General features: G+C 45.2%; 21 protein-coding genes and 1 pseudogene. 14 read left to right on the top strand and 8 right to left on the bottom strand.

The features are described from left to right. Together FWF39_RS02055 and FWF39_RS02050 are read left to right on the top strand one after the other, a co-directional pair. Complete coding sequence (locus tag FWF39_RS02055; RefSeq protein WP_343381774.1) at positions 1–246, top strand: DNA-directed RNA polymerase subunit K; 246 nt, start codon at positions 1–3, stop codon at positions 244–246. A gap of 97 nt (positions 247–343) precedes the next feature. After that, entirely contained in the window at positions 344–559 is a 216-nt protein-coding gene (locus FWF39_RS02050; RefSeq protein WP_343381773.1) for a C2H2-type zinc finger protein, read from the top strand. A 56-nt stretch (positions 560–615) separates the two neighbouring features. Here FWF39_RS02050 and FWF39_RS02045 read toward each other — a convergent pair whose 3' ends face one another. The 3 genes from FWF39_RS02045 to FWF39_RS02035 form a co-directional block, all read right to left on the bottom strand. Beyond that, positions 616–1098, bottom strand: coding sequence for a Mut7-C RNAse domain-containing protein (locus tag FWF39_RS02045; protein ID WP_343381772.1), 483 nt, complete (start codon positions 1096–1098; stop codon positions 616–618). Then, positions 1095–2447, bottom strand: coding sequence for a dihydroorotase family protein (locus tag FWF39_RS02040; protein WP_343381771.1), 1353 nt, complete (start codon positions 2445–2447; stop codon positions 1095–1097). The genes FWF39_RS02045 and FWF39_RS02040 overlap by 4 nt, the downstream gene beginning before the upstream one ends. 243 nt (positions 2448–2690) lie before the next feature. Continuing rightward, positions 2691–3797, bottom strand: a complete 1107-nt coding sequence (locus FWF39_RS02035; protein WP_343381770.1) for a radical SAM protein — start codon at positions 3795–3797, stop codon at positions 2691–2693. A gap of 309 nt (positions 3798–4106) precedes the next feature. Between FWF39_RS02035 and FWF39_RS02030 the strand changes: the two genes are divergently transcribed. After that, the gene (locus FWF39_RS02030; RefSeq protein WP_343381769.1) at positions 4107–5228 is read left to right on the top strand and encodes an RnfABCDGE type electron transport complex subunit D; all 1122 of its coding nucleotides are present in this window, start codon (positions 4107–4109) and stop codon (positions 5226–5228) included. 5 nt (positions 5229–5233) lie between these two features. Further along, entirely contained in the window at positions 5234–6523 is a 1290-nt protein-coding gene (gene rsxC, locus FWF39_RS02025; RefSeq protein WP_343381768.1) for an electron transport complex subunit RsxC, read from the top strand. A gap of 282 nt (positions 6524–6805) precedes the next feature. On the opposite strand, the pseudogene FWF39_RS02020 reads toward rsxC, so the two are convergent. The 5 genes and pseudogenes from FWF39_RS02020 to FWF39_RS02000 form a co-directional block, all read right to left on the bottom strand. Further along, a pseudogene (locus FWF39_RS02020) lies at positions 6806–7741 on the bottom strand (deoxyhypusine synthase); the annotation flags it as partial. A gap of 194 nt (positions 7742–7935) precedes the next feature. Continuing rightward, positions 7936–8265: an SCP2 sterol-binding domain-containing protein gene (locus tag FWF39_RS02015; protein WP_343381767.1), complete on the bottom strand. Its 330-nt coding sequence runs from the start codon at positions 8263–8265 to the stop codon at positions 7936–7938. Between the two features lie 57 nt (positions 8266–8322). Next, on the bottom strand, positions 8323–9069 hold the full coding sequence (cofE, locus tag FWF39_RS02010; protein WP_343381766.1) for a coenzyme F420-0:L-glutamate ligase: 747 nt from the start codon (positions 9067–9069) through the stop codon (positions 8323–8325). A gap of 165 nt (positions 9070–9234) precedes the next feature. Then, the gene (locus FWF39_RS02005) at positions 9235–9960 is read right to left on the bottom strand and encodes a hypothetical protein (protein WP_343381765.1); all 726 of its coding nucleotides are present in this window, start codon (positions 9958–9960) and stop codon (positions 9235–9237) included. A gap of 186 nt (positions 9961–10146) precedes the next feature. After that, entirely contained in the window at positions 10147–10998 is an 852-nt protein-coding gene (locus FWF39_RS02000) for a Coenzyme F420 hydrogenase/dehydrogenase, beta subunit C-terminal domain (protein WP_343381764.1), read from the bottom strand. Between the two features lie 188 nt (positions 10999–11186). Here FWF39_RS02000 and FWF39_RS01995 point away from each other — a divergent pair, with 188 nt between their 5' ends. From FWF39_RS01995 to FWF39_RS01950, 10 genes are all read left to right on the top strand, one after another. Further along, positions 11187–11966 (top strand): cobyrinic acid a,c-diamide synthase, encoded by a 780-nt coding sequence (locus FWF39_RS01995; protein ID WP_343381763.1) that lies wholly within the window; start codon positions 11187–11189, stop codon positions 11964–11966. Between the two features lie 89 nt (positions 11967–12055). Continuing rightward, entirely contained in the window at positions 12056–12820 is a 765-nt protein-coding gene (locus tag FWF39_RS01990; RefSeq protein WP_343381762.1) for an AAA family ATPase, read from the top strand. A 134-nt stretch (positions 12821–12954) separates the two neighbouring features. Next, positions 12955–15300, top strand: coding sequence for a CO dehydrogenase/acetyl-CoA synthase complex subunit alpha (gene cdhA / locus FWF39_RS01985; protein ID WP_343381761.1), 2346 nt, complete (start codon positions 12955–12957; stop codon positions 15298–15300). 15 nt (positions 15301–15315) lie between these two features. Further along, positions 15316–15861: a CO dehydrogenase/acetyl-CoA synthase complex subunit epsilon gene (cdhB, locus tag FWF39_RS01980; protein WP_343381760.1), complete on the top strand. Its 546-nt coding sequence runs from the start codon at positions 15316–15318 to the stop codon at positions 15859–15861. Between the two features lie 7 nt (positions 15862–15868). Then, positions 15869–17269 carry a CO dehydrogenase/CO-methylating acetyl-CoA synthase complex subunit beta gene (cdhC, locus tag FWF39_RS01975; protein ID WP_343381809.1) on the top strand — a complete coding sequence of 467 codons (1401 nt, stop codon included), beginning with the start codon at positions 15869–15871 and terminating at the stop codon, positions 17267–17269. Beyond that, positions 17266–18498, top strand: a complete 1233-nt coding sequence (cdhD, locus tag FWF39_RS01970) for a CO dehydrogenase/acetyl-CoA synthase subunit delta (RefSeq protein ID WP_343381759.1) — start codon at positions 17266–17268, stop codon at positions 18496–18498. Before cdhC ends, cdhD begins: the two co-directional genes overlap by 4 nt. A gap of 15 nt (positions 18499–18513) precedes the next feature. Continuing rightward, positions 18514–19938: an acetyl-CoA decarbonylase/synthase complex subunit gamma gene (gene acsC, locus FWF39_RS01965; protein WP_343381758.1), complete on the top strand. Its 1425-nt coding sequence runs from the start codon at positions 18514–18516 to the stop codon at positions 19936–19938. Between the two features lie 163 nt (positions 19939–20101). Further along, positions 20102–21043, top strand: a complete 942-nt coding sequence (locus FWF39_RS01960) for a hypothetical protein (protein ID WP_343381757.1) — start codon at positions 20102–20104, stop codon at positions 21041–21043. Next, positions 21033–21902 (top strand): UbiA family prenyltransferase, encoded by an 870-nt coding sequence (locus tag FWF39_RS01955; RefSeq protein ID WP_343381756.1) that lies wholly within the window; start codon positions 21033–21035, stop codon positions 21900–21902. The genes FWF39_RS01960 and FWF39_RS01955 overlap by 11 nt, the downstream gene beginning before the upstream one ends. 149 nt (positions 21903–22051) lie before the next feature. Further along, positions 22052–23533 (top strand): amidophosphoribosyltransferase, encoded by a 1482-nt coding sequence (locus FWF39_RS01950; RefSeq protein WP_343381755.1) that lies wholly within the window; start codon positions 22052–22054, stop codon positions 23531–23533. Positions 23534–23537: the final 4 nt, after the last annotated feature.

Here is a 23537-nt window from a genome sequence, read left to right as displayed (position 1 = left end):
ATGCAACAAGAAAAATCAATCAATGTAGGACCCCCCAAAATCACTCGCTTCGAGAAAGCAAGAATCGTGGGCGCACGCGCTCTGCAAATCTCGATGGGAGCCCCAATCTTGGTAGATGCCGCAGAAAACACCAACCCCATAGACATCGCACTAAGCGAACTCAATGCAAACATATTACCCATAACCATACGACGCACACTACCCGACGGCACATTCCAAGATATACCCCTAAAATGGCTATTTTAAAACGCCATCTTTTCTTCTCTCTACTAATTTTAGTCTCTTAATGTGTTTGTACAAAGAGTAGCCACATACTCTTAAGACCTCTCACCCGCTAAACAGAATGGTGATAAGTCTGATTTTTAACGTATTCCACAGTATACCCCCTCTGCCTGCCCCACCCGAACACCCCGAACGCCCTCCGCCAAACATACCCATCCCCGGTGAACCCACAGCCGGAGATAAAAGCCACCACCACAACTACCGATGCAAAAAATGCGGCAAGGCATTCAATAGCAAAACCGAACTCAAAGCACACCTAACCATAGAACACCCCTAAACTACTATACAACACAAATGTAATTTGCTGTTATAGTTGCTTAAGTCAATGATTGCTCAAACGGGTGCTGTAGTTAATGTTTTGTTGGCTTCTGTGAGTGTGTTTGTGATTTGTTTCCAGTGTGCACCCTGCCAGTAGATCTGTCCACAGTTGGGGCACCGCCAAAACTGCTCATAGTAATGAGCAGTATTGGGTTTTAACTGGGCTTCTATTTGTTCTTTTTGAATCGATTTGAGGGGTGTATTGCAAATGGGACAGCGCGACTTATCCATATCAATCTCTAACAATAGCCCATAGCGCTCTGCAATTTTTGCAAGCCGCTCGACTTCGGTTTTGCCCTCCACATAAAACGTATCCAGCCCCCTTGTGGCCGCTCTTTTGTAGAGCTCCTTGTCTCTTGTTAAAAGTATTCGTTGCTCGAGTTTTGCTATCTCTAAAAGTTCCCTGTCTTCTAAGTGCACATTATAGGTTACATCATGCCCCAGCATGCGTAACCAGCGTGCCAATTTCCCCAGCATACCATCTACAAGAAACCTCACATGGGACCTCCCCGCACGATTTTGCCCGTGCCGCCCTTTGCAACAATTTGGTTGTCCTCATAAACAATCTGTCCTCCCACTATGGTTTTAACTGGTTTGCCATTAACTTCCCAGCCATTATAGGGACTGAATTTGGCTTTGGACTTAAATTTGGATGCATCTATTTTAAATTGACTCTGATAGTCAACGATGGTAAGATCCGCTGCTTGACCAGCTTTGAGATATCCCCTATCTGTTAACCCATAGATTTGTGCTGGGTTTTCTGCAAGATGGGACACAACTTGTTCTAAGCCAAGCTTGCCCTTTCTTACCATTGTGAGCATAAGCGGCAGGGTCACTTCCAATCCGGGGATGCCTGCTTTGACTTCCCAGATGTCATTTGCTTGTTTCTCTTCTATGGTGTGGGGTGCATGGTCTGAGCCAAACGTATCAATCAAGCCCTCATTTACGCTTTGCCACAAGGCTTCCACCTCAAGTCGGTCACGTAGCGGCGGCGCTATAATAGCCAGCGAACCATGCCGTTCTACCTCATCACTGCTCAGCATCAAATGATTGGGTGTGACTTCACAGGTGATGTTTTTTTGGGTTTTTTTAGCTTCTACAATTGTTGCTACACTATCTTTGGTGGAGATGTGACAAAAATGTAGCTGTGCCCCTGTTTTGGCACTGAGTTTAACAATGCGCTCAACGGCCATGCGCTCAACCTCTTTGGTGTGTGCTCGTAGATAATCCGCTGGGGCTGTTTTTTTAGTCTGCTTAAGCTTGGCCTCATTTGCGGCCAATAAGGTGTGATCTTCTGCGTGGATGGCAACCGGTAGTTTTACTTCCGCAGTGGTTTTTAGCGCTTCTGTTATAGCGGTATTGTCATCTACGTTTACCCCCCCCATCTGCTCGCCCATAAACAGCTTGAACCCAACCGCCCCTTGATTAGCTATTTCTCTTATTTCGGGGAGCGTTTGGGGAAACTCTGAGTAGAATCCCGTGTTGACCACAATCCGCCTTTGGGCAGTTTCCATGCGATTTCTCAAGGTTTGAGCACTCATGGTAATAGGCACATTGTTTGGCATATCTAAAACTGTGGTAAAGCCGCCCGCGGCTGCCGCAGAGGTGCCAGAAGTAAAATCTTCCTTGTATGCTTTGTCTTCATCTCGCAAATGTACATGCGTATCAATTAACCCTGGCAATACAAGCAGGTGACCGTGCAGGTCATTTTTTTGGTCGGCATTTGGCATCTGTGTTTCTTTGCCAATTTTATCGATTATTCCCTCTTCTATGGCAATACAGCAATCAACGATTTGCCCATTTAGGTATGCTTTGGCATTGAGAACGACCGAATCAACAACAACCACTTCGTTTCACAGTAGAAAATAGGTATGCTGCACTAAAAAGTTATTTGACCCCATCTGCTTAGACTATGCATAACCTGCGGTTCTAGTTTTCCTTTACTTGATTGACCGCTAATTAATGTTGTTACTCTCAAACGTAACCGTTTCTGATGTAGAAACTATAAAACATGCTAATTAAGCCCTGTCTATAATGGTTGTTGTTTTTTGGTTCTTTCTAAAAAGGGTATAAATGGAAAAGATGCTGGGTTATTGTTTTTTACCCAGAGGATTTTTTTGAAGTTCTTCCAAGATTTTGGGGTCTTCACGTAGGATCTTGGGGATATAGTTGCATGCGGGGTCTGATGCGAAGAGGTCGCCTGTGTAGTGTTCTGCACGTGTTCGGCATCCGCCGCAAATTTCTCTGTATTCACAGATACCACATCTGCCTTTGAGGTTGTTTTTGTCGCGTAGCTGGAGGTGCAGAGGACTTTGTTGGAGTTCTTCCCAGGCGGTTCTTAGTTTTTTGGTTTTGACGTTGCCGATGCGGTAGCCTTCATGGAAGCCGCAGCTTCGATAGTCGCCGTTTTCTGTTATGCCTATATAGTTGCCGCCTATGCTGCATTTGCCCAAGTAACCCTCATTGTACCAGGCCCAAAAGTTGGCGGGGTTTTTTTGTCGTACTATACGTGCGTAGAAGGGTGCATAGACATGGATTTTGACTTTGCCGTAGAGTTTGCGTTGGATTTCATAGATCTCATCAAATGTTGTTTCGTACTGCTCTGGTGTGGGTGCCAAGTCTTCCATGTGATCGCTTGCTCTGCCCACTGGAACCAGGTTGTGGTAGACTAGCATGCGGGCTTTGTATTCTTCAGCGAGTTCTGCTGGGTGTGCCATGTGGTTTATGTTGATTTTAGTCATGGTGGTGACTAAACAGTCTAGGAGCCCAACTTCGCTAAGTTTCTTCATGGCATGTAGTGCCATGTCGTAGCCGCCTTTGCGGCGGGTTAGATCGTTTGATTCTCTGTTACCATCAATGCTAATGGCAGTGTGGACGTCATATTTGCGGAGCAGATCAAAGCGTTTTTCGTCCCATGCAAAGCCGCTTGTGATTAGGCTGACTTTCATATCATGCTTCTTTTCTGCGTATTCGATGACTTCCCATATGTCTGGGCGAACCAAAGGTTCTCCGCCGCTGATTCCAAGCCATTTTGAGCCGAACTCTGCCATTTCATCAACCATATGCTTGGCCTGTTCGGTGCTTAGTTCCTGGTCTTTAGCGTATTCTTTGGTGTAACTGCAATATGTACAACTTCCAACACAGTTACGAGTACAGCGCCAAACAACCATGAACAATGGGTCAGTGATTGGATTCATTTAATTACACGGTAAATGAATGATTTCCTACTCGATATAAGATTTACTATGGAAAACCAATTTTTCATGCTACTTCAAAGTTGCTATAATTGTATGCTGTGTCTAAACGTTTGCTGGCAGGTATGGTTGTTATTTGATAGTTGCTTGTTTGTCTTTGCTTAATACAGGTTTAGCCCTAAACTTGGGTGTGTTGTCTGAGGTTTGTTCTAACAATAGCTATATAGTAAAACAGCAAAAAGGAGCACTTTTTAAAAAGTTTAATAAGCCCGCTCCTAGAATTAGCTCTTCATTTGAGAAGGTTAAATTGATATGAGTAACGAATCCTCAAATGAACTGGTTGTAAATCCAGCACCACACATTCACGGATCTATGACAAAAGACCGTATGATGCAATACACTTTCATTGCTATTCTCGCAGTTACCATCGTTTCCGCTGTACTCTGGTCAGATGTCGTCACGCCCTCCGGATGGAACTTAGGCTTAACCGTTGCCATCGGTACTCTCATTGCAGTAGGCTTAGCCGTAGCAATCGACTTTCTTATCGGTAAAGTCACCTCTGATAGCGAAGTTAATACTTGGTCAGCCGCAGTTTTTGGTTTAATCGTCATTAACTGTTTTACTCTTGGTTTTCCTTCAATGGCAATGGGTATGGAAGTTGGAGTACCCGTTGAGGCACCTCTCGCATTCTTCTACATCGCGTTAATCTCCATCATTGGTATCGTTGTTTTCAAAAAAGTCGCAAGCATAGCAGGCAGAAAACTAGTTAACCCCGCAGCCGCCGCCAAATTCCTAGTCCTAATACCGACAACATTTACAACGCTTATCACAAGCTGGCACCTAAGCACCGGTATGCTAATGGTTCCCTCACTTGCAGGCCCCATTGGCAGTCCCGCTGATGGCTTAGGAACTGCAGGCAACGGCTATGCCTCGTTTGGTGCCTATCTGCAGGGATGCTTTGGCTCACCTAACGGAACAGAGGCTAGCGTAGAATCAATCATGTTGCTGACAAAGTACCATGGTTGGGTTGGCGGTGCATCAAGCATAGCTGTCATCATCGCAGGTGTTGCACTCTTTGTTGTTGGCCGTAAATACTTTAAATGGAAAATCACTGCAAGCTATCTCATCGCTATGGCTGCTACGTCTTTGATATTCTCCTTCATATTTGGAGATGTAGACCTAATCACTCGATTGCTCTTCTCGCTCTTCGCCGGTAGCTCAATATTCTTAGCGTTCTTTATGGCAACCGATCCAGCGACAACACCCTTTAGTGGAACCGGACAAATCATATTCGGTGTCGGCCTCGCAATTTTGACTATTTCGATACAAACCTTTATGGGTTTCTTCGGCGGCTCATTGTTGGCATTGTTGATCATGAACCTGCTTGTACCAGTTATTGACAAAGTTCGCATCAACAAACCCTTTGGGAGATGATTAAAATGGCAAACTTAGTTCACATACCAGAAGTAAAAGACCTAGCACGCAAAACCCCGATCGAGATCTTCCCAGATCCAAAAATCGCAGTTGTACTAACTAACCAGCAAGGCGGAGCAACAAACACACCCATCATAAAAGTCGGTGACACTGTAACTATCGGAGAAAAAATCGCAGACGCCAAAGAAAGAGTCAGCGCACCTATACACAGCCCCATAAGCGGTACAGTCATCAAAATCGAAAACGCCTACAACAGTTGCTTTGAAGCACCCACCGAAGCTATCTATATCGAAAACGACGGCAAAAAAACTAAAGCCAAACCCCTAACCTCCATCACTGAAGCAGAATTAGCCAACACCAAAAACGAAGACCTCCTAAAAATTATCCGCGAAGCCGGCATAATCGGCCTTGGCGGCGCAGGATTCCCCACATCTGTCAAACTAGCAGTACCTGCAGACAAAAAAATCCAACACCTCCTAGTTAACGGCGCAGAAGGCGAACCCTACGACACAGCCGACGAACGCATCATGATTGAACGCACTGCAAACCTAGTTCGCGGTGTCCGCGTAGTCCGCAAACTCTTAGGCAACCCCAAAGTCATCATCGTTACCAAAGAAAGCAAAGTCGAAGCCGTACCAAAACTCGAAGAAGCATTCAGCAAAGAACCCAACACCGAAGTCCGCGCAGCACATCTAACCTACCAGCAAGGCGACGCAGCTATGATGCAAAAAGCAATCCTAGGCTACGAAACCCCCGCAGGCAAACGCAGCTACGAAATGGGAACCATCGTACAAAACGTTGCAACCATAAACGCTATTGCAAACGCAGTCTTTGAAGGTGAACCCCTCATAAGCAGAGTCACTACCCTAAACGGCGATGTTCCAAAACCCAAAAACCTCCAAGTAAAAATCGGCACCCCAGTCAAAGAAATCCTCAGCGCCAACAACGTCAACTTATCCACCCTGAGCTCAGTCGTAGTCGGCGGAGTTCTCATGGGTACAGCACTCCAAACTCTCGACGCCCCAATAACTAAACGCACCTCAAGCATCATCTGCTTTGCAAAGGACAAAGCCAAACAAGCACAGAAAACCACCGCCTGTATCCACTGCGGCAGATGCGTCAGCGCCTGTCCAGTACGCCTACAACCCGTAGCAATACACAACGCTGTTGTCAAAGGTAACTTCGAACTAGCTGGGAAACTTTGGGCAAACGACTGCATCGCATGCGGAACCTGCTCCTATGTCTGTCCAGTCAGACTACCACTATCACACAACGTTAAAATGGCAAAACAATAAGCCATCTTTTCTTTTTTCATTTTTTCTTTCTATAATCTTGAATCTATAGTTCTGTCGCGCAATATACCAATTAATCAACGATTAGCCCATAAGCTGTATTTGCTTTTTAATTCCTGTGAACTGTTGCTTGGGGATACCCGCAAATATTCCAGTTATACAGATCGGTATGAGCTGATTATAGCTGATAGAGGCTATTAGGGAATGTGGTTTAGTAAAAGATCGGTTTAGTAATGAAAAATAAAAGGAATGTGTTCAGCTAGTAATATAGTGCAAAAAGAGTGGTTACTCTTTTTTCTTGTTTAGTCTATCGATTAGTGCGCTTGTCATTATTGGTAGTACCATTGTTGCGTCGCCTTCAATCATTATGCGTTTGGCTTTTTCGCTGATTTTACCCCACGATACTGCTTCTCTGGGGCGTGCGCCGCTGAGGCTGCCGTCCCATTCGTTTGCGGTGCTGATGTAGATGACATAGTCTAGGCCGTCTTTGAATTGGTTCCACCAAATTGTGTGGTGTTTGCTTATGCCGCCTCCGATTATGAGTGCTCCTGACTTTTTAGCGTCAAAGACGGTGTTGTTGAGGTCTTCTTCATCTTTTAGGATGTTAACTCGGAAGTCTTTGTGATCTTGACTAAAGAACCACAGCTGATACCCAACTGAGCCATCTGTTATGCCTGGTACATAGATAGGGATGCCGTTTTTGGCGGCCCAATAGAGAATTGAGGATTCGTTGCAACAGCGTAAGCCTATTTCACGTGACAACTCTGAGGTGGAGAATTCTTTTTTCCCTCCTTTATAGAGCTCAGTGAGCATGACTTGGATTTTATCTTCTATGATTGTGCCATAGCTGTCGTTTGGAACAAGCACGTTGCCTAATCTGTTGACGCCTTCTTCATGGAGTTTGCTGTCATTCATGACAAAACTGCCGCGGTAGTAGTCCTTCCAGCACCTAGCTATATCATGGTCCAAAGTACCGCATGTTGTGATGATGGCATCAACGAGTTTGCGTTTTACTAATTCTCGGATAACACCTCGGGTGCCCGTTGCAATGATATCAGCGGTAAATGAGAGAAATTTGATGCATTTCTTGTCTGCTGTCATGGCCTCAAGAATGTCTACACCTGTGGCAAGTTTGCCTGCTGTGAAACCCCAGGCATCCTCCATTTGTCCCACTAGATTATTTACTGTCATGTTTTCTGTAAATTGGTAATCTTTAACTGCAACTTTATGGGTTTTCTGTTATTTTGCCATTTCTTAGTCTCTCCCCCGAGAAAGAATATATAACGAAATAAATAGCTGTCGAAAACAATACGCTAAAATTGGTACGTGTTTATTCAGTTGTATGTGATTTAGTTATTCCTAACGGTTGTTGGTGTTTTGGTGTTAGTGGTGTTGTTTGAAGAAGATTGTTGAGTTTATAGAAAACCTGCATCCCGTAGTTTCAAGGCAATTGTTATATCGCCTTTGAACTGGATTTTGCCACTAAAGAACGCTTTTTCGGCGCTCAATTTTTTGTTAACTAAATCTAAAAAATCTCTGCAACTCATTTTGAGCGTTAGGCTCGCTGAGGGTGTAATGCCTTCACTTACTTGGATCTGTTGGTTTTTTATGGTGATAAACCAGTTGCCGCCCTCGGGACCAGATACTTCAAGCTGGGTTACTATATCGATGCCTGTGGCTTTTTCAGGTTTAAATTTTGTAGGTAAGGTTTTCTCGAAGAATTCTTTGGGGGTTTTTTCATCCATGCTTTTCATCTCGCGGCTTTTGCTAAATGTAACTCGAGCTTTTTGAACTTTTGTAAGTTATCTGAAGAGATCTTTCTCTTTGGGTCGCGTAAGTGGGGTTGTATTTGTGTTTTCAGTGGGTTGGTATGCTTTGTAGCCTCGCACGATAGCAACTGGTATACCTTCGCTGGCTTGTCCCATCACCAGTTCTGCTGCAGAGGCCAGTTCATCAGCTATTGCGGTTTGCTTAATTTTGAGTACATATCCAAAAAGGTCTTTTTCGCCTCGTCGGTCTCGGATTGGATTAAATCCGGCTGTGCCGATGGCTACGTTGATTTCTCCCATCCGAAAGGGTCTGCCGTGTGTGTCTGCAACAATAACTGCTACTTCTGCGCCGCTGTATTGTTTGATTTCTGTTCGGATGGCTGTTGCGGAGGCGTTGGGGTTTTTGGGCAACGGCACTACTTTTTGGTCGCCGCTGACATTTGAGTGGTCAATGCCAGCGTTTGCGCAGATGATGCCGCTGTGGGTTTCGGTTATGATGCTGTTCTGTCCTAGGCGTACGATGTCTTTGGTTTCTTGCAGTACAATCTCAACAAGTGCGGGGTCTTTGTTGGTTTGTTTGGCGATTTCTATGGCGCGTTGGGATGGTTTAACGGTGTTGAGGTCTACAATGTTGCCCTCGGCTTTGGAGACCACTACATGTGTGACCACCACAACATCGCCGGGTTGGATTGGTGTGCCCTGGGTTTCTGCGTTTTTAACAATCATTTTGCCTAGGTTGTCGCCTGTTTGTATTAGTGGTAATCCTTCAAGGGGAATCACTTGGATTGTGTTTGGGATCTCTGTCGCGCTCCTATCAAAATTCCTGTTGCCCTAAACTTAAGGTTTGCTTCGAGGTTGAATAAATTATGTTTTTGGTATGTGTCTATATAAAATAAAAATAAATAAAGTTGAGGGGGAGACCTTGGGGGTCTCGTGGTTGTTTTTTTAGCCGCGGAATTTTTGTAGTTTTTGTAGCATCAGTTTGTCGCCTTCAGCATCGCCTGCACAGGTTGCGATGAGGCCGTCGACAAGTCCGACGCATTTGGCTGCTTTTTCTTCCACGGTTTCCATGGTTGCAGAAACTGGCCAGCCGATGAGTTTTAGGGTTTCTGTGTTCTTTGCTGTGCTGACTAGGAAGTATGCAAATAGGGGTTTGTTGAGTTTTTTGCATTCTGCAGAGACTGCTTTGAGTTGGTCAAATGAGTCATCACATAGTCTCATAAAGTAAACGAAGTCCCATGGTTGACGGACACGTTCTAGGGTGTCTTCAATTGATTGTCTTGCGCTTAGGAGGCATCCAAGTTTTAGTTTCTTGGTTTTTACGTCATTGCGTATGAAGTCCCGGGCAACCTCAGATGAAGATAGTTGCTTTATGGCTTCACCGTAGTGAGGTTTGTCTCCCATGGTGACTGCTAAGCCGTCAAGACCAACGACGTCGGATGCAAGGGCTAAGCCGCCGACTTCGACGGGGCCTTTGTAGTGTAGTATGAAGATTGGGCAGACATATTTGTCTGGGTACTTGTTTTTGAGTAAGCAACTAACAACGACACCGCTCGGTGCTGGAAATCCGGCTGCGCTGTCAGTTACGTTCCATCCGTCAACAAGGTCTTTTAGTTCTTCTGCAAGATTGAAGAATTTACGTGTAGGCACAAATTCGTTTAAGATTTTCATAGAGATTCCATCTCGCTTTTAAAGGGGAAGGCCTTCTGGGTTAAAAAATCTTTTGTATATCACACTTTATGGCGTTCTCTGGCTTCTGTCTTCATAGATCTGCCAAGTTTTTGGTGTTCTTTATTCTGTCCAACCGATAGGCTATCTCTTTGGTTCATTTTGGAAAAAATTGTTGCTTGCTGTTTTTCATTGGTTCTGGCGTTGTTTGGTGTTATTATTTTCTGCTTGTTCTTTTTTGAGTTTGGCTAGTTTTGTGATTTCTAGTTTGTCAGCTGTGTCTATTTGTACATCTAACTCTGACACTAGTTTTATGCCCTTTTCTGAGCGTACAATCACTGTTGAATACCCGTTTTTGCTGCCTGCTGAACCAACGGAAATATCTGCTAGTCGAGAAACAAACTCTCCACAGCTACCACAGGTCCCCTCAAAGGCTTTGAATAGATCTTCTATTCTACAGCTAACCTCTTCACCCTCAACAGACACGATGAATTTGCCCTGTTTAACCTGTGTTTTTGTGGCCCTATCCAAATCAACACCCAATTGTGTTTGTATTTCCTCTTTGAGTCTTTGAGGATTAAAGGCACCAAAACAAAATAATCCAATAATAGTGAGATCAACATCTTTGCACTGGGTTTGTTGTAGCTTTCTAATTATTGCCCCCTCGCAGGGTGTGCAGACAACAGCTATGCGTTTTTTGCCCTGTGCTACGAGCTCCAATAACTTTTTGGTTGTGTTGACTCTATGGTAGACACTGCCTTTTGATGTCAAAATTTCCTCTGTGGTCTCTGCTGCTGTGACCTCTGCGTTATATCCATTTTTACGATGGACAACTATGGCCACATCAAACAAGCCCTTCTGTAATCCCTTTAGCAACAGTGCGGTAACTACGCCGCCGTCTTGACCCTCAATTTGACTTTTTGCCGAAAACAAACTACAATAAACGCCCAGCGCCCCATCTTTGGCTCCCTCAAGAATTCGCGCCTCCATTTCGTCCTCTATGTTATTACTTGGGTTTTTCTCTGTTTGTTTAGTTGACATCAAACACACTGCTCTACTTTAGAGCTGATTTAGCCGCAAATAAAGTTTAAGTCCAAACAGCGGTTCGTTGCCAATGATGATTTATGGCTGTTTAGTCAAAAGATTATCTGAGCTGATCTTGGCGTTTTTGGATTGGATGAGAAATCTTAATTATTTTGGAATCGAATCTTTCTTTGTTTGTGATTGTTATGAAGATAGCTGTTGCTGGTAAGGGCGGCGTTGGTAAAACTCTCATCGCAGGTGGTATCGCCCGGGGCTTTGTTGAGCGCGGGTTAAAAACAATTGGTATAGATGCTGATTCTTCTCCAAATCTGGGTTTAACTCTGGGGTTATCTGCGGAGGAAACCCGAAAAATAGTTCCCATCTCAGATAATGAACCGCTTGTTGAAGCAAAGACCAGTACAGGTTATAGCGGTGTCTACAACCTCAACTTTAGTGTTGATGATATCGTTAAACAATACTCTGTGCCCACTCCTTTGGGTGTAAATCTTATTGTTATGGGTACTGTTCACACCATGGGTGCGGGGTGTATGTGTGCTCCCACTGCTGTTATTCGGGCTCTTTTACGTCATCTTGTGGTTGAGGTAAACGAGGCGGTGGTTATGGATCTTGAAGCCGGTGTGGAACATATTGGTCGAGGTACAGCACGTCAAGTTGATGATCTGCTCATAGTTGCAGACTCTAATATGAAATCCCTTGAAATCGCCAAACATATCCATGATTTAGCCTCCGTTGCAGGCATGAAAAGCCTCCGACTTATCGGCAATCGTGTCATGAACGACACTCAGCGGGATGCGATTCAGACCTTTGCTGATCAAAACGGTATCAAAGTGGCTGCGTATGTGCCTTGGGATCAAAAAGTCATAGAATCTGACATGCTGGGTGTGTCTCCACTTAAAAACAAAGATATCGAGGCGGTAAAGGCTATAGATGGTATCTGTGAGCTTTTACTGGCTAAGAAAAACTAAATTTTTATCCCTTATGGCAAATTTTTGTCATGTAGACCATAGACAATATATGCGGCTTTTTGATTAAGAAAGCCTGTGGTTATTTGTAGATGAAAACTCTTGTTACTGTTGGACGGGGTGGAACTGGGAAATCCAGTTTCAGTGCGTTGATGGCAAAAGCCTTCATTGAAGCCAAACAGGCACCTATCTTGTTAGTTGATGCTGATCCAGATCAGAATTTAGGTGAAATGTTGGGTGTGGATCTCAAAGAAGCCGGCAAATCTACCATAGCTGATTTGATTGTGAGCACATTTATCGAGGGTGGTGGTACAACCATTGGTGTTGCCCCAACTCAGCGTATTGAGAGCCGCATCTGGGAGAAGGGCTTGTATGAGAGTGAAGCCTTTGATTTCATGGCTGTGGGCAATAAATGGGTTGAAGGCTGTTACTGCATGCCAAATAGTGCCCTCAAGGGTGCTTTGGAGTCACTGTCGAAAAATTACAAGTATGTAATTATTGACTCTCCTGCGGGGTTGGAGAATCTAAATAGGCGTATAACCTCCGATGTTAATGATATTTTTGATATTTTGGATCACTCCAAAAAATCCCAAGATCATGTTCGCCGTGCTTATCGAATCGCCAAAGAAGTTGATATGCGGTTTGAAAACTTTTACCTAATAGGCGGCTATCGTTTTCCAGCTGAGCTGGGCAAGCGCGCCGAGGAGGAGTTGAACTTTAAGTATTTGGGTAAAATCGAGGCGGATGATTTGTTAGATCAGTTCGTTCTTGAGGGAGAATCACTTTTAGATTTGCCAAATACTAACAAGGCTTTCTTGTCAGTTAAGAAAATCCTTCAAAACTTGGGTTATTTATAAACTTCATTTTTTCACCCATTTTTTGGAACTTAACATTTCTCCAAGTCCGACCTGATTTTCGATTAAAGATTCTGGAAAGGTTTAAAAATACTGTAAATGGTTGTAGATGGTAAACCTTTACTGAGGTTTACACTTTGACTAAAAACGTCCATGTAAAAATAGACGAGATGAAGACCAATGTTGGTCTCATAAAAAACCTCGAGTTATCCATTGGCAAAGTTGTTAATGACAACTATACTGAGCCTATGGGTCCAACTCCAATGCCCTCTGTAACTGCCCTGCGAGATTGGGACATGAAGCTTCTTACTAAGTACAAAGCCTTCTACATGCCTGACTGCGATTCATGCTGTCTTTGTACCTTTGGTAAATGCGACTTGACCGCTGGCAAACGCGGTGCCTGTGGTCTAACTATTGCAGCCCAATCAGCTCGCATTGTCATGATTGCTTGCGCAATCGGTGCAGCGTGCCACTCAGCACACTCAAGGCACTTGGTTCATCACCTAATTGAAAAATATGGCCGCAGATACCCCATAGACATCGGCGGCTTAAACATCAAAGTTGAAGCACCCATCACACGTCTAGTAACCGGTATTAAACCCGAAACTCTAGGCGACTTGGATGAAGTTTTAGGATATGTCGAGGAGCAAATCACACAAGTTCTTGCAGTAGGTCATACCGGCCAAGAAGCATGTGATATGGACTTTGACTCTAAAGCATTCCACGTTGGTATGTGTGACCACGTTGGTATGGAAGTCGGTGACATTGCCCAGATTTCTGCTTTAGGTTATCCAAAAGCTGATCCCGAAGCACCCTTGGTAAAACTAGGTATCGGCAGTGTTGAGCGCGAAAAACCAGTTATCATGTGCATTGGTCACAACGTTATTCCATCTGTTGGCATCATCGACTATGCCAAAGAAACCAAAGTTGACGATAAAATCGAAGTAGTCGGCTTATGTTGCACAAGCCACGACATGACACGATACTATAACCGTGCCAGAATCGTCGGTCCAATCAGCTGGGAACTTAGATTTATCCGCGCAGGCTTAGCAGACGTTGTTGTTCTTGATGAACAATGTATCCGAACAGACGTCGCTGAGGAAGCCGCCAAAGTTAACGCACCAGTAATTGCAGCCTCTGAGAAGAACTGTGTTGGCTTTAAGAACCGCACAAACGATGACACAAATGCAATCGTTGACGATCTTGTCAGCGGCAAAGTTCAAGGCGTACTTATCCTAGACCCCGAAAAAGTCGGCGAAGTAGCAGTTCGCGTCGTACAAAAAGTAGCACCAGTACGCAAGCGCAAAAACGTTTTGCCAACACCAGAAGAGATTGTTACAATTGCAAAGACCTGTACACAATGCAAACTCTGTCAACGCAACTGTCCACAGGACTACGCAGTTCCTCCAGCTCTAAAAGCAGCTGCCGCAGGTGACATCTCATTACTAACAGACCTCTATGAAGTCTGTATGGGCTGTGGTAAATGTGAAAGTGCTTGCCCACAGAAAATCAAAATACACTCCCTAATCGTCAAAGCCGGCGAAAAAGCAATGTATGCTGAAAATAACCTATGCCGTGTTGGCAGAGGTGCCATCCAAGACACTGAAATCCGCAACGTCGGTAGCCCAATTGTGCTAGGCGAAATTCCAGGTATCGTAGCACTCGTCGGTTGCAGCAACTATCCAAAAGGCGGCAAAGACGTCTACGACATAGCCAGAGAATTCGCAAGCAGACGCTACATCGTCGTATTGTCTGGATGCTCAGCCATGTCCGCAGGCAGCTACCGCAACGAAGAAGGCAAAACCATCTGGGAAGAATTCCCCGGAGGATTTGAAGCAGGAGGAGTTTGCAACGTCGGATCATGCGTATCAAACAGCCACATCGCAGGTGCCGCAATCAAAGTAGCAAACATCTTTGCAAAACGTAGCCTAAGAGGCAACTATGAAGAAATTGCAGACTATATCCACAACAGACTTGGCGCTGTTGGTTTAGCTTGGGGTGCATACAGCCAAAAAGCAGCCGCCATCGCAGCAGGCTTTTGGCGCTTAGGTGTACCTGTGGTCGTCGGCCCACACGGCAGCAAATACCGTCGTGTCCTTCTGGGCAGAAAAGAAGACCCCAAAAACTGGGAAGTCCTCGACGCACGCACCGGTGACACAGTTAACGTCGGACCCACACCCGAACACCTCTTCAACATTACCGAAACCAAAGAGGAATGTATCGTCGAAATCGCTAAACTCTGCATGAGACCAAACGACACCTGGAAAGGCCGAAGTATAAAACTAAGCCATTACGTCGACCTAAGCAAACGCTACTTGGGTGTTATGCCAGATGATCTACACCTCTTTGTCAGAACAATGGCTGATGTCCCATCAACTCTAAAAGATGAATTCACAAAAATCTTGGCCGAGAAGAACTGGAAAGAAACAATCATTCCAGATCCAACTATGCTGCCAAGAATGGTCCGAAAAATGAAGGAGTAAACGGAGGAACAAACAATGTCATGTGAACCATGGTTATGTGCAGAAATTGCAGCAACTAAAAAAGCAAACCCCATTCAAAACCCCGAGATAGCAGTTGCAATGATAAAGAAGGCTCAACGCCCTCTCCTCATTGTAGGCAGCCAAATCGTTGAGCGAAGCATGGAAGGCAAACAAGCAATCGAATTCATCATCGATTTCGCAAAAGCATCAAAAATCCCAGTTGTCGCAACAGCTCATATGGTCGGAGAATTCCTCAAACGCGGCTATACTCCCGCATCTCACCTAAACGCAATGGAAATCAGCCAACGCGTTTGCGACCCCACTTGGATGGGCCTAGACGGCAAAGGCCGCCCAGACCTTGTCATGTACGTCGGAATGCCCTACTACATGGAATCCTTGATTCTATGCGGTCTTAAGCACTTCGCGTCTGACCTTAGAACTATGACCCTTGACAACATGTACCACGTACATGCAAGCTGGTCTTTCCCAAATGCAGGCGCAGACGTTTGGGCAAACAACCTCAAAGTAATGACCTCAAAATTTAATGACGGAGGAAATTAAAATGTCAATGTTTAAAGATATACCAGTAGAAGTTGGCGTAATCTACGAAGGCGAACGTATCCGCAGAAACGACATGCAAGTCGAACTCGGCGGACCTACAGTCAAACAAAAATTTGAACTAGCAAAAGTAAAACCCCTTGACCAAATCGAAGATGGCAAAGTCTTCATAATCGGTCCAGATCTAAAAGATCTACCCGAAGGCGGCGCCTATCCCTTTGGTATACTCATTGAAGCAGCCGGCGAAAAACTAGACGCAGGTCTTGAAGGTGTCCTAGAAAGACGCATCCACGGCTACCTCAACTACATCGAGGGCTTTATGCACCTAAACCAACGCTACGACATCTGGATTCGTATCGGCAAAAAATCCTTCCAAAAAGGCCTAAACAACTTTGAGGCAATCGGCCAAGTCCTCTACAAACTCTTCAAGAGCGAACTACCCATCATCGAAAAACTCCAAATTACCTTCATAACCGACGCCGCAAAACTTGAACAAATGACTCCTGCAGCAATCCAAGACTACGAATCACGCGACTCAAAAGCCCGTGGCCTAAAAGACGCTGAAGTAGATACCTTCTATGGCTGTGCACTCTGCCAATCATTTGCACCAAGCCACGTCTGTGTTATCACACCCCAAAGATACAGCAACTGTGGTGCCATCAGCTGGTTTGACGGTAAAGCCTCCGCAAGTATCGATCCCAAAGGCCCAGTCTTTGCGATCCCAAGAGGCGATATCATCAACGAAGAAAAAGGTGAATTTAGCGGCATCAACGAAGCTGCAAAGAAACGCAGCATGGGCGAAGTTAACAAAGTCTGGCTATACACAGCCTTTGATTATCCACACACTAGCTGTGGTTGCTTTGAAGCAGTAACATTCTATATCCCCGAAGTTGACGGAATGGGCGTTGTCCACCGTAGCTTTAAAGGCGCAACAGTAAACGGTTTGCCCTTTAGCACCCTAGCTGACTCCACAGCAGGCGGACGCCAAATTGACGGCTTCCATGGAATGTCTATTGAGTACATGCGAAGCACCAAATTCTTCGCAGCAGACGGCGGATGGAACCGCATCGTTTGGGTACCCAAAGAAGTCAAAGAAAAAGTCAAAGAATTCATCCCCAAAGACATCGTCGACAAAATTGCAACCGAAGACGATGCTAAAAGCGTTGATGAACTCAAAGCATTCCTAACCGCAAAGCAACACCCAATCGTCGCAAGATGGAGCGCTGAAGAAGCCCCCGCAGAAGCAGAAGCAATCACAATTAATGAAGACGCCGCAGGTACCATGATGCCCGTCGCAACCGCAGGTTCACTACCCTTTATGGCCGGTGGATTCAAAATCATACTCAAAGACGCCAAAATATACGCCAACAGAGTCATAATCCAAACAGTAAAAGACAAAGACAAACGGTGATCACTACGACTCACCACGACACAGACAAAAAGAAGGACAATGAAGGCCTGCAGCTAAGCGGCGACATCTTAGAAGCCCTCGCCAAATTCCAGCAGGTTGAACTCACAGACTTCCAGCTGGACGCTAAAGAACTCGAAATCCTCTTTGCACCCAGCATGGCTGCACAAATCCTGCCAAAACTCAAACTCCCAGGCGCACCCGGTAGCAAACCCACAAGTCTGCTATCCACAACCTTCCCAACTCCAATTGAGAAATACCCCAACAAAATCAGTACAGTCAAACTAGGCGCAACCAAAAGCGAAGGCGGTACACGCGGCAAATCATTCACAATCGGCGGAGAACTCTCTCCAGCCTTCTATACCTTTGAAAATCCAATTCCACACAAACCAATCATCACCCTAGACGTCTTTGACATGGAAGTACCTCTGTCCAAAGCTGTCAAAATGCACGTTAAAGACGTCGTTGGTGACCCCGCCGCATGGGCCAAACTTGCAGTCGAAAAATTCGGCGCAGACATGGTCACAATGCACCTCATCAGTGTAGACCCCCTGCTAAAAGACGCTACCCCCAAAGACGCATGCCTGACAATTGAAAAAGTCCTCCAAGCCGTAGATGTACCACTCATCATCGGCGGATGCGGCGACCCAGTCAAAGACACCGCCCTCTTCGAAGAAGTCTGCACACGATTCCCAGGTGAACGCTTCCTAATGAGCTCCGTCACACTTGACATGGACGTAGCTAAATGCGCACAATTCATCAAAAAAGCAGGCAACGCAGTTCTTGCATTCACACCCATGGACCTCAACTTTGCACGCGAACTCAACAGACGCCTCTACGACCACCTCGACCGCGAAGACATCGTCATGGACCTAACAACCGCAGCACTAGGCTACGGTTTAGACTACGCATTCACAAACATGGAACGCGCACGCATCAGCGGATTAATGGGCGACCAAGAACTCGCACACCCCATGAGCAGCGGCACAACCAATGCATGGGCAGCACGCGAAGCATGGCTAAAGATGTCTGCTGAATGGGAACCACGCGAACTCAGAGGTCCACTCTGGGAAGTCACAACAGCTCTAACCCTGTTGCTCGCAGGCGTTGACCTATTCATGATGATGCACCCAGCAGCCGTAAAAACCCTCAAAGACGTAACTAACCATCTAACAAGCGGCAAAAAAGCCGACCCAGCCAACTTTGCTGATTGGGTCAAAGTGAAAGCTTAAGGAGACATGAAGTGTATGGCAGAAAAGAAAAAAGGCGGATTAAAAGAACTCAGCCCCATCACCATTTACAAAAACTTACCTAAAACCAACTGTAAAGAATGCGGTCAAGAAAACTGTATGGCATTTGCCACAAAGATTGTCAACCGCGAAGTTGACCTCGACGCATGCAAACCACTGCTAAAACCCGAAAACGCAAAACAATACGCTCTGCTAAGCGAACTCCTCAAACCCGCAGTTAAAGAAGTCACAATCGGAATCGGCGACAAAGCCAAAAAAATCGGCGGCAAACTCGTCATGTACCGCCACGAATTCACCTACAAAAACCCCACAGCCATCGCCATTGATGTCACTGACGAAATGCCTGAGAGCGAAGTCGTCAGCCGTGTACAAAAAACCGATAACTTTAGCTACGAATACATCGGCAACACACTAAAACTCGACTTAATCGCTGTTCGAAGCACCAGTGAAAACGCAGACAAATTCAAAGCATGCGTCAAAAAAGTTTCTGAAACCACCCAGCTCCCCCTCATCCTTGTCGCCCTCAACCCAGCCATAGCCGAAGCAGGCTTAATGGCCGCACCCAAAGCCCGACCACTCCTCTACGCTGCAACCACAACCAACTGGAAAGAAATGGCTGAACTCGCCATCATGTACGATGCACCCCTTGTTGCATCCGCACCAAACGATCTAAACGCTCTAATCTCCTTGGCAAAAACTCTCCAAGAATACGGCGTCAAAGACATCGTACTAGACCCCGGAACCTTTGCAAACGACGGCTTAGCAGACACACTCAACAACTTTACCATGCTACGACGCGCAGCCACTAAAGGCGGCGAAGAACTCGCAGGTTTACCCCTCATAGGCATCCCCATGGTTGCTTGGGCAAACAAAGGTGACCTCGCAGACGACCTCGTCAAATGGCGTGAATCCTACCTTGCATCAATGCTCATAACCCGCTTCGCAGACGCAATCATACTCCACAGCAACGACGGCTGGAGCTTGTTGCCAACAGTTGTCCTAAGACAAAACATCTACACCGACCCAAGAAAACCAGTCGCAGTTGAACCCGGTCTCAAAGTCTTTGGTACCCCTGATGAAAACAGCCCAGTCATGTTCACAAGCAACTTTGCCCTAACCTTCTACACCGTTGCCTCAGACATCGAGAGTAGCAAAACCAACGCCTACCTCATCGTAGTTGACGCAGAAGGTGCAGCCATAGACGCAGGAGTCGCAGGACGCAAACTTACCGCCGAAAAAATCGCAGACGCAATCAAAGCAAGCGGCATCGAAAACAAAGTCAAACACCGCAAAATCATAAGCCCCGGCAAAGCCTCACGCATCAGCGGCGAAATCGAAGAACTATCTGGCTGGAAAGTCTTGGTTGGACCACGCGATAGCAGCGAGATCGCCAAGTACGTCATCGACAAGTGGCAACCCTAAACTCCCCACTTATTTTCTTTTTTAATTTTAACAACCTTTTTTGATAACAAAATTTTACATACGCGTGACGCTATCTCCGTTGTTACTTATAGTTGTCTCTCGATTTTAGGGTAAAGATTTATTCACCAGAACAGAGAAGATGTTGGGAAAGAGGGTTATACTCATGGATATATCACTGCCCAGCGATGAGTTCATTAAAACAAGCTTCCAAGACGCCTGCAAAACCTTGGGAATAGAAAACTTTGAGCAAAGTCTCAAGCAAACCGTCATCTACGATATGACCGATGGCATGCGTACTTCCACTCAGCTAAAAGGCTCCAACGCCTACTACGATGGCGGCATATTTGTCGTGCGGTTAATGAACATCATGCGTGTGCTGGGTATGCCTGCATGCTACGTTAATGTCATCGAAGAAAAACACCGCCAAAGAGACAACTATTCCGATATCTATGAAGGCCTCAAGTTGCTTTATGCTACCTATGAGGAATACGCCCAAAAGTATGGTGTTAGACTTAATTTCGTCGGCGATTTAGAAACCGCACTTGAACCCAGTGGTTCATCAGGTGGATTTGGCGAAAACCTCAAAAGACTCTGTCAAAAAACTGCAGGCAACACACAGTTTACGGCCAACTTTTTAATCAATTACTCACTGGATTGGGCCATGAAACACGAGTCCTACTTCACAGGGTTTCCAAAAATAGATGTAACTATCCGCCACACTAAACTCCAGTTCCCAACCGGTATGATGCTTCCTCCCACGATTTCTGATTTTAGCAGTCTTATGTATGTCCAACAGGGCTCTGCAAGTAGCACTTGGAACGATAACCAGCTTATCTATCTGGTTGCTGTGGCGCTGAGAAGTAAAATCCTAAACGAATCCACTCAATACTTCAAACAATACGCCGATGGCGAACGCGATTTCGTGCGTTCTCAACGGGAAACCGAACTATATCTAGTTCACAGACGTCCTTTTGTGGAAAAACTCATCGGCGACATTATGTATGCAAAAATCAAAACGTCTTCTATTCCCCTAGCGGAAAATGTGCCGCAGACTAAGCGTATGATGATAACAGGAAACCTTGGGCCGGAAATATATGAATTCTAGCGCAACAGGCGAAGCAAAAGCGTCTTTCCGCGGAATTTTACATATAGGCCGTCCCTTCACCTCTTTGCTTGTGGGCTTAGGCGTTTTTGCTGCCTGCGTTGCCGGTGCTGGTTTAAATGTTGTTGATTTATGGCTAGTTGTAACTTTGGCAACTCTTGTGGGCTTTTTGTTTGGATTAGCCAGCAATGCCCTAAACGATTATCTTGACATTGACATAGACAAAGTTGCCCATCCCGAACGCCCGTTGCCCTCTGGTTTACTTAAACCCAAAACCTACTTGGTTTTCTCAATTGTTATGTTTGGCGGATGTTTTCTCTTAACCTACTTCTTGAGTACAATATCTGGTTTAGCTGCCTTTGTAATGGTGTTGCTTGCATCTGTCCTCCAAATTGGATATGAGCTGGGTATAAAAAAGAAAAAAGCTGCCGGTAATGTCCTTATGGGTTTTCAGGCGGCATTGGGTTTTATCTTTGGCGGCATAATCGTGGGTGGATTGGAGGCTACCTTGGTTATGGCTGGTTCTTCTTTTTTGGCTATTTTTGGTCGTGAAATCATCAAAGATATCGAAGATATCAAAGGCGACGTAGGCCGTAGTACACTACCCAAGATCATTGGACCCAAAAATGCGGGTATTTTTGCCTCGTTTCTGGTGATTATTGCAGTTGTTATCAGTATCTTAGCCTACTATCCTTTTGCGATCTTTGGTTTAGGTTATCTGGTAATTGTCCTAGTTTCGGATTGTATTTTCGTCGGTTCTATTCCCTTGATCTTTAAAAATCCCAACCGGGCAAGGAAACTCCTTAAAATTGCAATGTTAATCGCTATTATTGCATTCATCTCGGGTCGTATTCTTCCATAATTTCTCTTTTTGTTGCTGTTGTTTTCTGTATCTGTTGACGTTTAGTTCAATCTGATAGGTGTCAAAAAACCCATGGGGTTCTGTTAGGTTTGTACTAAAAATTGATAAACCCCCAATTACATGCATACCCAATAAGAGCAGTGATTACTATGGGCTGCGGTATCTTTGGTGTAATAAACTATGATAATCAACCAGTCTTCCCCTATGTTTACTGGGGACTGCGGGCACAAAACCACAGAGGACACCAGTCACATGGTTTTCTCACCTACAGCAATGGCGAATTTTATGCATACAAAAACCTTGACTTGGTGCCAAAAGTCAAAGGCGATGCTATAAATGAGTGGTTTAGCCGTTTGCCTGGCTCAATTGGCATCGGCAATGTTCGCTATACCACCTCGGGCAAATGTGACGATGTCTCTATTGTCCAAGGCACTCAGCCATTCGTAGCTTCTATAGATGGTATAAAAGTTGCTTTATCCTTCAATGGTAACATTGTAAATACTCAGCCGCTCAAAAAAGAGATGACTGAGCATTTCCCCAACTTTGTCTATAACTGTGATTCCGATTTGGTCTGCCACAAGATGCTTCTTGGTCTCAAACAAACCAATGATTTGGTTCTGGCCGCCAAGAGCGTTATGGAGAGCTTAGATGGTGCATTTAGCGTTACGGGTATAACCTGTGATGGTACTTTTTTTGCTTTCAAAGATCCTCATGGTATAAAACCTCTCTGCGCTGGACATGACCCCAAAAGCAAAACCTATGCGTTTTCATCTGAAACTGTTAGTTTAGATATGAACAGTTTTGTTCGGGACTTTGAATTAAACCCCGGTGAACTTGTTACTGTCTCCAAAGAGGGTTTCAAACGTATCCAAGTAATTCCAAATCCAAGACCTGCCTTTTGCGCTTTCGAGTTTGCATATTTTGCACGGCCCGATTCAATTTTCAATGGCAAGTACGTCTATGAAATACGCGAGGAATTTGGACGCAATATCGTTAAAGAATTCCCTCAAATCGCCAAAGATGGTGATATCATTTTATCGGTACCTGAAACCGGTGATGATTCTGCTATGGGTGTTCATGAAGAGTCGGGTCTTCGCTGGGAACGTGCCTCACGTCGTCATCGTTATGTCACTGAGCGTGCTTTTATTTTGCTAAATGCGGAGCGCTACTCCACCATAGACAAAAAAATCAACATCCTAGATGCTAAAGTTAAAGACAAACGTGTCATCATAACCGAGGACAGTATTGTTCGGGGAGACACAACAAGTGTCATTATTGAAAAGTTACGCAAAGCAGGCGCAAAAAAAGTCTACGTCTTTGTAACTTTCCCACGTATTATCGGTCCATGCTTCTATGGTATTGACATGTCCAGCTATGGTCAACTCGTAGGCAGTCGACATAACGCTGATGAGATCGCTAAAATTATCGGCGCCGATGGCGTTTGCTATCAATCCCTTGAGGGCTTGCTTGCCGCTATAGGTAAAAAAGAAGACGATCTCTGCTTAGCATGTGTCACCGGCAAATATCCCACTCCCTGTGCACAAAAAATTGCTGACGCCATGAAGAAACGCTTCCAAGAAGGCTATGAAGAAAAGGGCCGAATCTATGAGAACGAGGAAGTTCAGCCGTAACTGC

The organism is Candidatus Bathycorpusculum sp. (genome assembly GCF_009778815.1).
GTDB lineage: Archaea > Thermoproteota > Bathyarchaeia > Bathyarchaeales > Bathycorpusculaceae > Bathycorpusculum > Bathycorpusculum hydrogenotrophicum.
Note: the sequence above shows the minus strand (reverse complement) of the source record. Positions and strands in the feature narration are given on the sequence as shown.